The sequence below is a fragment of the Wenyingzhuangia sp. IMCC45467 genome, assembly GCF_054111205.1.
This window is the reverse complement of record NZ_CM134196.1, coordinates 968166-980926: the sequence shown is the minus strand read 5'-3', so window position 1 is coordinate 980926 and position 12761 is coordinate 968166. Positions and strand designations below refer to the sequence as shown.

The following is a 12761-nucleotide window of genomic DNA, read 5'->3' as shown; positions in this document are numbered from 1 at the left end:
TTGGTTGATTTTATAAATAGGATAGCAATTAATGAATCCACTAAAAAAAGGATACCTATTTTTACACTTTAAAATATCAAGTAAAAAATGAAAATATCTATAGAGTTAACATTGTTGCCTCTTCACAATAATTTTGAAGAACACATTATCAATTTTATCAAAAGATTAAGAGCCTCAGAATTTACGGTGTTAGAAAATCCTATGAGTACTCAGGTTTATGGAGATTATGACAAAGTAATGCCGTTTTTAACAGAAGAGATTAAAACATCATTTGAAAATCAAGAGAATGTAGTGGTGAATTTAAAAATGGTAAAATCTGACAGAAGTAATTATGAACCACATTTTTAATTTTTTTCTAAGTGCCTACGAACACACTCCTGTTGGAGATATTGTTTTAGAAGCCATTGCCTTTGTGTTTGGAATTGCCAGTGTTGTTTATTCTAAAAAAGAGAACATATTGGTATATCCTGTAGGTTTGGTAGCTACAGTTATTACTGTTTATTTACTGTATAAAGCTCAGTATTTTGGAGATATGATGATGAACTTCTACTATTCAGTCATGAGTGTTTATGGTTGGTGGAATTGGTCTAGAAAGAAAGATAATAAAACAGTAGTTCCTATTTCTAGAACTACTGTTTTAGAAAAAATAATAGGAGTTTTACTAGTAATCATAACGATGGTTATTACCTATGAGGTGTATGAATATTTTGGATATGAAATAAAACCAGAGAATTATATTGATATTTTTACTTCAGGAATTTTCTTTACGGGAATGTGGTACATGGCCAAGAAAAAAATAGAAAATTGGACTTTGTGGATTTTTGCCGATTTAATTACTGTTCCTCTGTATGCATATAGAGGTTTAGGAATGTTATCCTTACAATATCTTATTTTTACAATACTAGCCGTACAAGGTTATTTAGCATGGAAAAAAAGCTTAGACAAGACCCCGTTAATTTAATTAAAATTGTGCTGTTTGGACCAGAGTCTACGGGGAAAACCACACTTTCTCGTCAGTTGGCCGAATATTATAAAACTGTTTGGGTACCTGAATTTTCTAGAAATTATTTACAAGAAAAATGGAATAAAGAACAAAAAGTTTGTGAAAAAAAAGATATTATTCCAATTGCTATTGGTCAAATAAATTTAGAAAATACTCAAGCTAAAAAAGCAAATCAAGTATTAATTTGTGATACAGATTTGTTAGAAACCAAAGTGTATTCAGAAACATATTATAATGGTTTTGTTGATAATGATTTAGAAGTAGCAGCCATTAACAATCAATATCATTTGTACTTGTTAACTTATATTGATGTTCCTTGGGAAGCAGATGATTTAAGAGATAGACCAGAGCAAAGAGAAGAAATGTTTTTGGCTTTTGAAAATGCTTTAAAGAAATATAAAAAACCTTATTTAATTTTAAAAGGAGATAAGAAAACACGATTAAAAAATGCAATACAAGTAATAGATAGGTTGTTAGAAAAGTAAAGAATATGAATAAAGAAGAAATTGTAAAAGAGCTAAATTTTAAAGCCATCAGAAGTTCTGGGGCAGGAGGACAGCATGTGAATAAGGTTTCTTCTAAAGTTGAGTTGACTTTTGATTTACAAAACTCTCATGCACTTTCGGACAGAGAAAAAGAATTATTGATAGAAAAATTATCATCTAAGCTAACCAAAGAAAATCAACTTGTTTTGTTTTGTGATGAAAGTAGGTCTCAACATAAAAACAAAGATCTTATTATTAAAAAGTTTTTGGAACTATTAACTCAAAATTTAATTCGTCCTAAAAAGAGAAGACCTACAAAACCGAGTAAATCTGCCATTCAAAAAAGAATAGAGGGTAAACAGCGTAATGCTGAAAAGAAAAACTTAAGAAAAAAGCCAAATCACGATTAAATAATAAATCAGTTTTAGGTTTTTAGTTCACAAAATACAGCGTATTTTTGCAGCGTTCTCATAAAGGGGTGCTAGGTTTAGTTATCTGTTTTTGGTTGTTGGTTTTTAGTCTATAATAGACTTTATAACTTTTATCTTTAAAACTTATAACTTAATAATGGCTGAGATCATACCCAACGAACCTAGAACAGGCAATGCTGTTTAGGGAAAAAGACTATTGTTATTTAATAATAGTCATCATAAATTATTCAAAACAACTACAGGAATAATGACCTCTTTTTATTCGTTTTAAAATTTTTAAAATGAAAAAAATATCTATTATTTTATTCTTGTTTGCAAGTGTTTTTGCAAACGCACAGCGTTATACACTTTCAGGAAGTGTTACCAATCAAAATAAAGAAGCTTTATTAGGAGCTACCGTTTTGGTTTTAGAAACTACTAAAGGAGTGTTAACAGATGTAAATGGGGAATTTAGCACTCAGTTACCTAATGGAGACTATACCGTTCAAGTTTCTTATTTAGGGTATAACACGGTTTCTAAAGAGATTAGTTTATCTAAAAATACTTTTGTTTCATTTAATTTGGAACCAAGTTCAACAGTGCTAGATGAGGTTTTGGTATCAGCAGTTAGGGTAAATTCAGACGTGCCAGTAACTTTTTCTAATATTTCTAAAAAGGAATTAGAAAAACGTAATTTGGGACAAGATATTCCCATATTATTAAAATACACACCATCGGTTGTTTCTTCTTCTGATGCAGGGGCTGGAGTAGGGTATACCTATATGAATATTCGTGGTTCTGATGCTACACGTATTAATGTTACGGTTAATGGTATTCCGTATAATGATGCAGAAAGTCAAGGAAGTTTTTGGGTGAATTTAGGAGATTTTACTTCTTCTACACAAAATTTACAAATTCAGCGTGGAGTAGGGACATCAACCAATGGATCTGGAGCGTTTGGAGCCAGTATTAATATTTTAACAGATGCTGTTTCTGAGGAGGCTTCAGGTGAAATATCAAATTCTTTTGGTTCATACGGAACTAGAAAACATACAGTAAAATTCAGCACAGGAAAATTAAACGATCATATAGAAATTGCAGGACGTTTGTCTAATATTTATTCAGATGGTTATGTTGATAGAGCTTATGCTGATTTAAAATCGTTTTATTTACAAGCCAGTTATACGGATGAAAATACGCTAATCAAAGCCATTACTTTTGGTGGAAAGGAAAAAACATATCAAGCATGGTATGGGCTGACAGCAGAGGAGTTGAAGGAAGATAGAAGACAAAACCCTTACACTTATGATAATGAGGTAGATGATTATACTCAAACTCATTATCAATTGCATTGGAATGAGAAATGGAATCAAAATTGGTCAACAAATTTAGGATTGAATTATACCAAAGGTGCTGGGTTTTTTGAACAATATAAAGCAGACAAAGATGCAGAAGATTTTAATAATTTAATCATTGATGGTAGTGATGTGATTGTAAGACGTTGGTTAGATAATGATTTTTATGTAGTCAATTTTAATACAAGCTATAAAACTAAAGAAGTAGATTTTATTACGGGAGTTTCTTATTCTAACTACACAGGTGATCATTTTGGAGAAGTTATTTGGGGGAGTGATTTGGCTGCTAACACCAATATTAGAGATCGTTATTATTTTTCGGATGCTAAAAAAACAGACTTTTCAGTTTTTGCCAAAACAACGTTAAGTTTAACAGAAAAGTTATCTAGTTATATAGATTTACAAGGTCGTTTTGTAGGGTACAAAACAAAAGGAATTACTTCAGGTATTGCTCCAGTAGATATTGATAAAAATTATAAGTTCTTTAATCCAAAGCTAGGATTTACTTATAAAATGAATACTGAAAACAGTTTGTATGTTTCTTATGCAAGAGCCAATAGAGAACCTAATAGAAGTGATTTTGAGTCTAACAATAATGTGAAACACGAAAAATTAAACGATTACGAGTTGGGATGGCGTTTAAATAGAAGCAAAATTAAATTGAATAGTAATATCTATTATATGCAGTATAAAGATCAGTTAATCCTAACAGGAGGTATTGATGACACAGGAGATTATAAAAGAGAAAATGTAGATAATAGTTATCGTTTAGGTGTTGAAATAGATGCGGATATTGAATTAACTCCTCAGATTTCATTACGTCCAAATGTTGCTTTAAGTACTAATAAAATAAAAGATTTTATTCTTGATAGAGATAACACCATTACAAATATAGGAAGTACAAATATTGCTTTTTCTCCAAATGTTGTTGCAGGAAATGCTTTTGTATATCAGCCAATAGCTTCATTTCAAATTTCTTTATTGTCTAAATATGTTGGAGAACAATATTTGAGTAATACGGATACTGAGGCTTCTAAATTAGAGGAATACTTTACAAGTGATTTAAATTTGGTGTATGAACTGAAAACAAAGTCAATTTTTGAATCAATTTTATTTACTGGGTTGATTAATAACCTCTTTGATAAAGAATATGTTGATAGAGGTTATACTTATTTAGACAATTGGTCTGGTCCAACTTCTTTTGAAGTACAAGGGTATTATCCACAAGCGACTAGAAACTTTTTAGTAGGAGTTACTTTAAAGTTTTAATAATCAATTTTACATCATAAAAAGGGGCTGTCTGAAAAATAAAAATTTAGTCAAACTGAACTTGTTTCAGTTTCTCATAACCGCTGCTTAACAGCATGTTGTTGTTCTTAACTAAATTCAGAATAACGTTTTCTAATACTTTTCAGACAAGCTCTTTTTATTGAATTTAATTAAATCAATCTGTTTGTTTTTGCATAAAATCAGGAAAACCAGATTGCGACCAATGTAATACTCTTGCACGAGTAGCACGATTAGGGTCTGATAATTCATTTCCTTTTATTTCTTTATAATCTCTTGCATGATAAATCATGATATCAGTTTTACCGTCTTCAGATTTGGTGAATGAATTGTGTCCAGGTCCATATCTTTTTAACTCTTCATTAGAGTAGAATACAGGACTAGGAGCTTTGTTCCAATTTTTTGAGTTTAGTAAATCAGCATTTTCATCAATCCACAACAATCCTAAACAGTAATTATGATTGGTAGCACTCGCAGAATAAGTCACAAATATTTTTCCGTTTTTCTTAATAACAGCAGGCCCCTCATTTACATGATATTTTACTTTTTCCCAACCAAAGTCAGGTTCTGTAATTACAACTTCAGGTCCAGTTAAAGTAGTTGGGTTTTTCATTTCTGACATTACCAAAGCAGTACCTTTTTTTCCTTCTCCTAAGTTTTGTGCCCAAATTAAATATCTTTTACCCTTGTGTGTAAAAGTGGTTGCATCTAAAGAAAAAGTATCTCTTGTTGTTTTAATTTGTCCTTCTTCTTTCCATGTTCCTTCCATTGGATTTTCTGATGAGTTAGACAATGCCCACATTCTTATGTTCCAAACATTTTCAGCTTCTCCAGCAGCAAAATAGATGTACCATTTTCCATTTATTTTATGTAATTCTGGAGCCCAAATATGGTGCCCCATCACCCCTTTTTTATGTTTTGTCCAAACGGTTTTTTCTTCGGCATCTTTTAAACCGTTAATAGTAGCAGCTTTTCTAATCACAATTTTATCATAATCAGGAACAGTAGCAATTAAATAATAACTACCGTCATCCGTTTTAAATACCCAAGGATCTGCACGTTGTTCTGCAATAGGATTGTTAAATTGTTGGTCTTGTGAATAACCGTGATTTGAAATCAATAATACTACACTAAGCAGCCAAAACATTTTAAGAAATTTCATGTTTGTTAATTTAAAATTTTAGTAAATATATTAAAAATCAAACATAAATGTGTTTTTTACATTTATAGAAGTGAAAAGAATTATAATATATATTTTTTGTTTTATAGATTGGTAAAACAGTAGAATTGTTTAATTCAGTTATTGTAATATTAAAATTAGCAAAAGTTTAATCAAGGTAATTTTCTAATGATTTTATAAACTTATCTAAAGCTTCATCAAAAGCTGTAAAGAGAGGTAAATCTATGGTCTTTGCTGTTTCAAGCATTTCTAAAAAAGGTATTATAGAGGTTACTTCTAATTGTTTAAACATGCTTAGCATTTTGTGAGTAATATGATTAACACTATCTATATTATTTGTTTTGATGGCTTTACTCAGTAGTTTTTTATTGGTTTTAGTATCTTCTATAAAAATGGATAAAGTGTTTACTATAGCTGCTTTATCGTTGTTTAAAAACAAGTTTAAGGAGTTTATGTTAAAGCCTTCAGGAGTTTTTACTTCGTTTTTTTTAATTTCAGTTTTAGAAATGTTAGAATTAAAAAATTGATGTAATACATGTTCTAACTTATCAGTATTAAAAGGTTTTATTAATATTTCTGAAAATCCACTTTCAAAATAATCTTTAACAGACAAATTAGATCTACCTGTCATGGCAATTACGGGTTGATTAGTATAAGATTTTTGTTGTTTTAGAATTTCCATAAAATGTATTCCATTCATTTTAGGAAGTTGAATATCAGTTAATACCAAGTCAAAATGAATATTATCTATAGCTTCAAGAGCTTTTTGAGCATTTTCAAAAATAAACGATTTAATTCCGTATTGTTTTAACAAATCATTTAAAAGTTGTCTCATAGAAGCATCATCTTCTACAACCAAAACATTAATGTTAAAAACAATTTGTGGTTTTAATACCTTTTCTTTTTCTATAACTTTGTCTGATAACGTGATTGGTATAGATAAGGTAAAGGTACTTCCTTTGTTTGTTTCGCTTTTTAAAGTTAAATCTCCTCCTAGTAATTCAGATAGTTTTTTAGAAATGGTTAAGCCTAATCCAAAGCCATTTTGTTTGTTCGATTTTGCATTTTTACCTTGAGTAAAAGCTTTAAATATATTTTTTTGATGTTCTTTATCAATTCCAATTCCTGTATCACTTACAGAAATATGTAACTTGTTGTTTTCTTTATTTAATAAGCTTTTAATAGTAATAGTTCCTTCATCAGTAAATTTGTAGGCATTAATAACCAAATTATACAATATTTGTTTAATTCTAAAAGGATCACTAATAACGGTATTGTTAATTCTTTTATCAAAATCTAAAACAAAAGTAATAGGTTTTTCTTGCACCAAACTTTCGGCATGTTTTATAATTTCTTTCATTAATTTTTCCAAATCAAAAGGAACGGAAGCAATGGAAATATTGTTTTTTTCAATGTTAGAAAATTCTAAAAGATCATCAACCAGTTGTCCCATATACATAGAGGCACTTTGTATGTGTTCTACATAATTACTGTCTTTGGTGTTGCTTATGGATTTTTGTAGCAATTCACTATATCCAGTAATAGTGCTTAATGGCGTTCTTAAATCGTGACTAACCATAGATATTATTTGCTCTCTGCTTTGTAATAGAGATGATGCTGTTTGATTTGCTTTTTCTAATTTCTTTTTATAGCGTTCACTTTTCCAAAAATCATTTAAAAAAATAATGGAGAAAATAACAATAATAACAAAGCTAATTCCTGCAGCAAATAGAATAATATTTTTACTTTTATTTAAAGAGGTTTCTCTTTGTTTGTTTATGGTTTTGGTGTGTTCTATAATATCTCTTTCTAATGTATTTAGTAGTTCTCTTAATTTTTTAGAAATAAGAATATCATTTTCAACCAATTCACGTTCTTTTCTTTCTAAAGACTTGCGTTGTCTTACTATTTCTTTTTGAGCTTCTTTTAGTTTACTTTTAGATATGGTTAATAAAGAATCAATTTGGGCTTGATTCATTTTGGTGTTAACATTTTTAGGATCTAAACCATTTAATACTCTAATATAATCTTCAAAATTAGAAGGTCTTTTTTTGTTAAAAAAAATGGAATCTTTATTAAAATCATCAATAGATGTTTTCCCTAAAATAGAATCAATAGAGCTTAGTTTTTTTATGGCTGTATGTATAGAGGCATCAGAATTATTGGTTAGTTTTACTCTTTTTAAGCCAATAATGTTTTTTAATTTTTGATCTATAATTAGTTTAATACTATCTAAAATTGTTTTTTGAAAATCATTATCAACAATAAAATTTAGAGAATCTATTTTTAATAATAACTGTTCATTTTCATCAGCATATTGTTTAATTTTTTTTGTTGAATTTAACTGAAGAGCTGCTCTAGATAAGCTTTCGTTTTCGTAAATACTAGCAATTAAACTACCTACTTTTATAATTTTACTTCTATCAGAAATATCTTTTTTTTGTATTTTGGTAAATGTTTTAATTTCAGAAACCACTAAAACCCCCGAAATAGTAGCTAAAATTCCAAGAATAATATACCCTGTTAAAACTTTAAATGTAATTCTGTGTTTGGGAGATTTCATGCAAAATAAATAAACTAATAAAATATAAATATACTTACTTATACTATCTTAAAAAAGAGGTTGTTGACTTAACTTTATCTAGTTTAAATCTATTAAGTAAAAAATAAAAGAGTTAGTCAAAATAGACTAACTCTTTATAGGTTTTTGAATGTAATTATAATTCTTTTTCATAGCATTTTAAAACATTCTTTTTTAGGAAAAATTATTGTTTTATAGATTGAAATATAAAATTGTTTACTAAAAACGAGAATTTATGTACCTTAGTCACCAAAGTTATAATTTAAATAAAAAATTGTCAACTGCGTTTTTACGCAGTTTTTTGATAAGGAAGAAAAAATGAAGAATAATAAGTTAGGAGAATATTCTAAAGGTTTAATTACAGATGTTCCTTTAGATGATACTCATAAATCATATGAATATTATAGAAATACCTTACCTAATTTTAAAAATCAAGCAGTATATGTATATTCTTTTAAAGAAGATAGGATGGTATATGCAGCCGGTTGGGAAGATATTTTAGGGTATAAGGATGATGAAATAACCATGATGACTATTGTTAGTATTACAACTCCTAGATTTTTAAAGTTTTCTAGTGAGTTAAATGACAAAGCCATGATGTTTTTTAAAGATGTTCACGAAGATTTAGAAGAGTATAGCTTTACCTTAGAGTTAGAAAAATATCACAAAGATGGAAGTATTGTTCCATTGTTTTCAAGAGTAGCAGTACATAAGGCTTCTAATGGACAAATAGAAGAAATTATAGGAATATCTCATGTAATTAAGACTTTAAGATTAGGAGATATTATGCAATATGCTGCCTATGGACCTAATGTTAAAGATTTTGAAGCAGCCTTAAACAAAGAATTATTTCAGCATTATGCTATTTCTAGAAAAGAGAAAGAAGCTTTGTGTTTAGCAGCTAAAGGATATGCTTTTAAAGAAATTGCAGAAGAGTTAAATGTTTCTCAATCTGCCATAGAAAAAAGAATTATTCCTATGTATAAAAGGTTTAATGTTAAAAGTTTGCCACATTTAATTAGTTTTGCCTACGAGAATAATATTTTATAATTAGTCCGATAAGTCTATAGAGAATATATAATCTTGCTTAATACCTATTGTTTTTAATATTCTATACCATTCTTCTTTTTGGGAGTTTTCATTGGTACCTAAAATCCAAATTACATTTTTGTTTTTAATAACATTCCTATTTGTTTCATTTACAGGAGTAAAATTATCTACATAACTTAAGAACTCTGTGGGACTTATTAACTTATTGTGTTTTAAGTTATCTGGGTTAATATCATCAATAATTAAATAATCACAACTTTTCCAGTCCCACAACCAATCTTTATTTTTCATGTTTTTATAAAAAAGACTATAAAGTTTTGTTGCTGTAATATAAGTACAACTTTGTTTTTTTAATGCTAATTCGTTGGCTATTGCTACTCCTAAGTTTGTTTTTCCTTCATTTACATTTCCAAATATGAGTAAATGATTCTTATAATTTTTTTGATGAATAAAATTTAAAATTATGTTTTTCTCATCATGATCTATTGAGCCCACCCATTGAGATAGCCTAAATTGGAATGGAAAATATGCATATTGCTGATAAATTCTAACCGTATACCAGTAAATAAAAGGATACGTTAGTAAAATAAGTATAAGAATGGCTAATAAGCCTGTAGCTAAATTGTTTGATAGTAAATAAGCGGCACTCAAAGCTCCAAAAGAAAAGTATAAAACATCAGTAATAGTATCAAATATTAAATGATTCCATTCAGGTTTAAAAGACCTGTTCTTGTGTTCCTTAATTATAGGGATTGTTAAATTTAAAGACTCAAAAAATATCCAAAATAATATAACACATACACTGTAAAATAGGGGAGTTTCATCATTTTTAAATACAATACTTAATACAATAGCAGGAAAAAAACCTAAGCTAAAATGACCTAATTGATTTGCAAGCCAAGCATAGGTTAAACTAACGCCCCTTTGACAATCTTTTCCAAATAAATCTTTTATAATTAATTGTTTTATAAAAACCTTGGGAGTAATACGTTTCATTAAATTAATATAATTAGCTAATTGCTAAGGTAGTACTTGTTCTTAAATAATTTTTCTATTTTTATTTAGAATTGATAAAAATAAATCTTAATTTTGATAGATAATATTTTAAGAAAAGTAAGAGATGGAAAAAAAGATTGGTTTGTTTTTTGGATCAGATACAGGAATTACTGAAGAACTAACACATGATATTATAGATGCTTTTGAAGATATAGAAGTTAAAGAAATATCAGAAGCTACCCCTAGTGATTTTGATGCTTATGATACTATTATTATAGGCTTATCAACATGGTATGATGGTGACTTACAAAGTGATTGGGAAACTTTTTTTGATGATTTTAAAACCATTGATTTTACGGGGAAAAAAGTAGCAATTTATGGTTTAGGAGATCAAATTGGTTATGCAGAGTATTTTATTGATGGTGTTGGTATTTTGGCTGAAGTAATTATAAAAAATGGAGGGACAGTTGTTGCTAAGTGGCCTGTAGAAGGGTATAGGCATACAGACTCAAAAGCCATTATTCCTAATGATGAAGATTATTTTTACGGTTTGGCTTTAGACAACGATAATGAGTCGGATTTAAATGAGGAGCGAATTAACTCTTGGCTTTCCATGGTAAAAGAAGAAATATAGAATAATTTGTTTATTTGTTAATACGTACCTGATTTGGTCAGTCGGGTATCATTTTTTGGTAAAACCCTATTACAGTTCTGTAATAGGGTTTTTATATATGATAGAACTTACAATTATAAAAAAAGGAGAGATTATTTTTAATCTCTCCTTTATGATGTATTAGTAAATACATTTATTTAAAACAAAAACTAGTTTTTATCCCACCAAAGTTTGGTACCTCCAGTGTTTGGTCCACCTAATTTGGTAATTGCATCATCTACAGCATCACCATTGGTTGAAATTTCATTGGTAACAAAAAGAATTCTTTTCATTAAGCTTGTACCTACACCAGCATCATAGTTGTCGGTGTTAAGTAAAGGATATGTAATTTGTTGATCCGTTCTACGTAAATCAGCCCATGTTTCCCAAGACTCTGGAAATAAAGCTAAATATTTTTGAACAGCAATTTGTGTACGTTGTTCAGCTTCTGTAGCAGCCCAAACAACAGGAACACTAACAGGCGGAGTTTCTAAACCTATAGTTGCATAAGCAGGATCGTTAGTAATTTCTGGTGCAACAGGAGTTGATGTTTCTGCAATATAATCATCAACAACAGTAGCATTGGTAACTCCCCATTGTGCTAAAGACAATCTAATACCTTCTTCGTATAAATCTTGAGCAGTTCCATTCATATTCCATCCATTTAAGGCAGCTTCAGCTCTGTTTAAATAACATTCTGATGCCATTAAGATTTCAATAGGTTTTGTTTCACTATAATCATTTCCTAACACATCGTTGTTAAATTTTGAAAACTCAATAGTTCCAAATTGATCTTGTAACCCACCAGCTGGTTGTCCACGGTAAACATCATCATCTTCAGTTTTAGAAAACCAAATCTCTAATCTAGGATCATTATAACCTTTTAAAATACTTTCCATTCCTGCAGTCATCACATATCCCCAGCTATTTACAATCATGTTTAAGTTATTAGGAGTAATGTTACTTGTTTTAAAAGTAGCACTATCATCATTACTTAACATAACACCGTTAGCCACTGCTAATTCAGCTTGTGTTTGAGCTTTGGCTGGTTGAACATCAGATATTCTTAAAGCCAATCTTAATCTTAAACTGTTTCCAAATGTTTTCCATTTTTCAACATCTCCGTAAAATACTCTATCAGAAATAGCAAATAATCCAACAGTAGATTCAGTTGTGCTACTTAACACTGCATCTGCTTCATCTAATAAGTTAAAAAAGTCTTCGTAAATAGCTTCTTGGCTGTCATAAGTTACCTTTTCAGCTCCATTTCCTGCTTCAGTATAAGGAATTGGTCCGTAGTGATCTGTCATTTGGTTGTACATAAACACTTTCCATAGTTTTAATACTGCAAGCGCTTCTGCATTTCCCTCACTAGCTGTAAAAGCGTTGTTTAATGCAGGAACAGCTACGGTATAAAATCTTAACCATCCACGGTCAGACCAACTACTTAATCCGTTTCTGTCTGTACTGTATCCTGTATTTAAATATTGTACAAATTGAGAAGAAACAATTCCTGTAGCAATACCCCAAGTACCTTGGTCATCAACTCCTGGAGAAGAATAAGATCCATTGTGAGTACCTGCATATAATGCAGAGGCAAATGAAGGTCCAGCCAAAGAAGCATCTAATTGATCTTCTGTAATGGCATTTTTATCAGTGTTTAATTCGTCAAAATTATCAGTACAACTAGTTGTGTACGCGCAGACCATTAACATGGCTGCAATTGTTTTTATTCTATTATATTTTTTCATAATAAGTCTTT

General features: G+C 29.4%; 11 protein-coding genes. 7 read left to right on the top strand and 4 right to left on the bottom strand.

Annotation, left to right across the window (positions count from 1 at the left end):
- Positions 1–87 precede the first annotated feature (87 nt).
- The 5 genes from ACXGQT_RS04255 to ACXGQT_RS04235 all read left to right on the top strand — a co-directional run bounded on the left by ACXGQT_RS04255 (position 88) and on the right by ACXGQT_RS04235 (position 4522).
- Positions 88–348, top strand: coding sequence for a thiamine-binding protein (locus tag ACXGQT_RS04255; protein ID WP_457830166.1), 261 nt, complete (start codon positions 88–90; stop codon positions 346–348).
- Positions 332–961, top strand: a complete 630-nt coding sequence (gene pnuC, locus ACXGQT_RS04250) for a nicotinamide riboside transporter PnuC (protein ID WP_457830165.1) — start codon at positions 332–334, stop codon at positions 959–961. Before ACXGQT_RS04255 ends, pnuC begins: the two co-directional genes overlap by 17 nt.
- Positions 925–1488, top strand: a complete 564-nt coding sequence (locus tag ACXGQT_RS04245) for an AAA family ATPase (RefSeq protein WP_457830164.1) — start codon at positions 925–927, stop codon at positions 1486–1488. The genes pnuC and ACXGQT_RS04245 overlap by 37 nt, the downstream gene beginning before the upstream one ends.
- Before the next feature lie 5 nt (positions 1489–1493).
- Positions 1494–1898 carry an alternative ribosome rescue aminoacyl-tRNA hydrolase ArfB gene (gene arfB, locus ACXGQT_RS04240; protein WP_457830163.1) on the top strand — a complete coding sequence of 135 codons (405 nt, stop codon included), beginning with the start codon at positions 1494–1496 and terminating at the stop codon, positions 1896–1898.
- A 302-nt stretch (positions 1899–2200) separates the two neighbouring features.
- On the top strand, positions 2201–4522 hold the full coding sequence (locus ACXGQT_RS04235) for a TonB-dependent receptor (protein WP_457830162.1): 2322 nt from the start codon (positions 2201–2203) through the stop codon (positions 4520–4522).
- Positions 4523–4697: 175 nt separating this feature from the next.
- Here the strand turns inward: ACXGQT_RS04235 and ACXGQT_RS04230 are convergent, their stop codons facing one another.
- Together ACXGQT_RS04230 and ACXGQT_RS04225 are read right to left on the bottom strand one after the other, a co-directional pair.
- A complete protein-coding gene (locus ACXGQT_RS04230; RefSeq protein ID WP_457830161.1) occupies positions 4698–5702 on the bottom strand; it encodes a glycoside hydrolase family 43 protein in 1005 nt (334 codons plus the stop codon).
- Positions 5703–5868: 166 nt separating this feature from the next.
- Positions 5869–8283, bottom strand: a complete 2415-nt coding sequence (locus ACXGQT_RS04225; protein ID WP_457830160.1) for an ATP-binding response regulator — start codon at positions 8281–8283, stop codon at positions 5869–5871.
- Between the two features lie 336 nt (positions 8284–8619).
- Between ACXGQT_RS04225 and ACXGQT_RS04220 the strand changes: the two genes are divergently transcribed.
- Complete coding sequence (locus ACXGQT_RS04220) at positions 8620–9351, top strand: LuxR C-terminal-related transcriptional regulator (RefSeq protein ID WP_457830159.1); 732 nt, start codon at positions 8620–8622, stop codon at positions 9349–9351.
- Here ACXGQT_RS04220 and ACXGQT_RS04215 read toward each other — a convergent pair whose 3' ends face one another.
- The gene (locus tag ACXGQT_RS04215) at positions 9352–10347 is read right to left on the bottom strand and encodes a DnaA ATPase domain-containing protein (protein ID WP_457830158.1); all 996 of its coding nucleotides are present in this window, start codon (positions 10345–10347) and stop codon (positions 9352–9354) included. It abuts the gene before it with no gap.
- Positions 10348–10471: 124 nt separating this feature from the next.
- Here ACXGQT_RS04215 and ACXGQT_RS04210 point away from each other — a divergent pair, with 124 nt between their 5' ends.
- Positions 10472–10981, top strand: a complete 510-nt coding sequence (locus tag ACXGQT_RS04210) for a flavodoxin (protein ID WP_457830157.1) — start codon at positions 10472–10474, stop codon at positions 10979–10981.
- Between the two features lie 188 nt (positions 10982–11169).
- Here the strand turns inward: ACXGQT_RS04210 and ACXGQT_RS04205 are convergent, their stop codons facing one another.
- On the bottom strand, positions 11170–12750 hold the full coding sequence (locus tag ACXGQT_RS04205) for a SusD/RagB family nutrient-binding outer membrane lipoprotein (protein WP_457830156.1): 1581 nt from the start codon (positions 12748–12750) through the stop codon (positions 11170–11172).
- Positions 12751–12761 lie beyond the last annotated feature (11 nt).

What these genes read in the sequence shown, in the direction of transcription:
- ACXGQT_RS04255 (WP_457830166.1), top strand. Translation starts at nt 88, where the DNA reads ATGAAAATATCTATAGAGTTAACATTGTTGCCTCTTCACAATAATTTT.
- arfB (WP_457830163.1), top strand. Translation starts at nt 1,494, where the DNA reads ATGAATAAAGAAGAAATTGTAAAAGAGCTAAATTTTAAAGCCATCAGA.
- ACXGQT_RS04205 (WP_457830156.1), bottom strand. Translation starts at nt 12,750, where the DNA reads ATGAAAAAATATAATAGAATAAAAACAATTGCAGCCATGTTAATGGTC.
- ACXGQT_RS04225 (WP_457830160.1), bottom strand. Translation starts at nt 8,283, where the DNA reads ATGAAATCTCCCAAACACAGAATTACATTTAAAGTTTTAACAGGGTAT.
- ACXGQT_RS04210 (WP_457830157.1), top strand. Translation starts at nt 10,472, where the DNA reads ATGGAAAAAAAGATTGGTTTGTTTTTTGGATCAGATACAGGAATTACT.
- ACXGQT_RS04245 (WP_457830164.1), top strand. Translation starts at nt 925, where the DNA reads ATGGAAAAAAAGCTTAGACAAGACCCCGTTAATTTAATTAAAATTGTG.
- ACXGQT_RS04230 (WP_457830161.1), bottom strand. Translation starts at nt 5,702, where the DNA reads ATGAAATTTCTTAAAATGTTTTGGCTGCTTAGTGTAGTATTATTGATT.
- ACXGQT_RS04220 (WP_457830159.1), top strand. Translation starts at nt 8,620, where the DNA reads ATGAAGAATAATAAGTTAGGAGAATATTCTAAAGGTTTAATTACAGAT.
- ACXGQT_RS04235 (WP_457830162.1), top strand. Translation starts at nt 2,201, where the DNA reads ATGAAAAAAATATCTATTATTTTATTCTTGTTTGCAAGTGTTTTTGCA.
- ACXGQT_RS04215 (WP_457830158.1), bottom strand. Translation starts at nt 10,347, where the DNA reads ATGAAACGTATTACTCCCAAGGTTTTTATAAAACAATTAATTATAAAA.
- pnuC (WP_457830165.1), top strand. Translation starts at nt 332, where the DNA reads ATGAACCACATTTTTAATTTTTTTCTAAGTGCCTACGAACACACTCCT.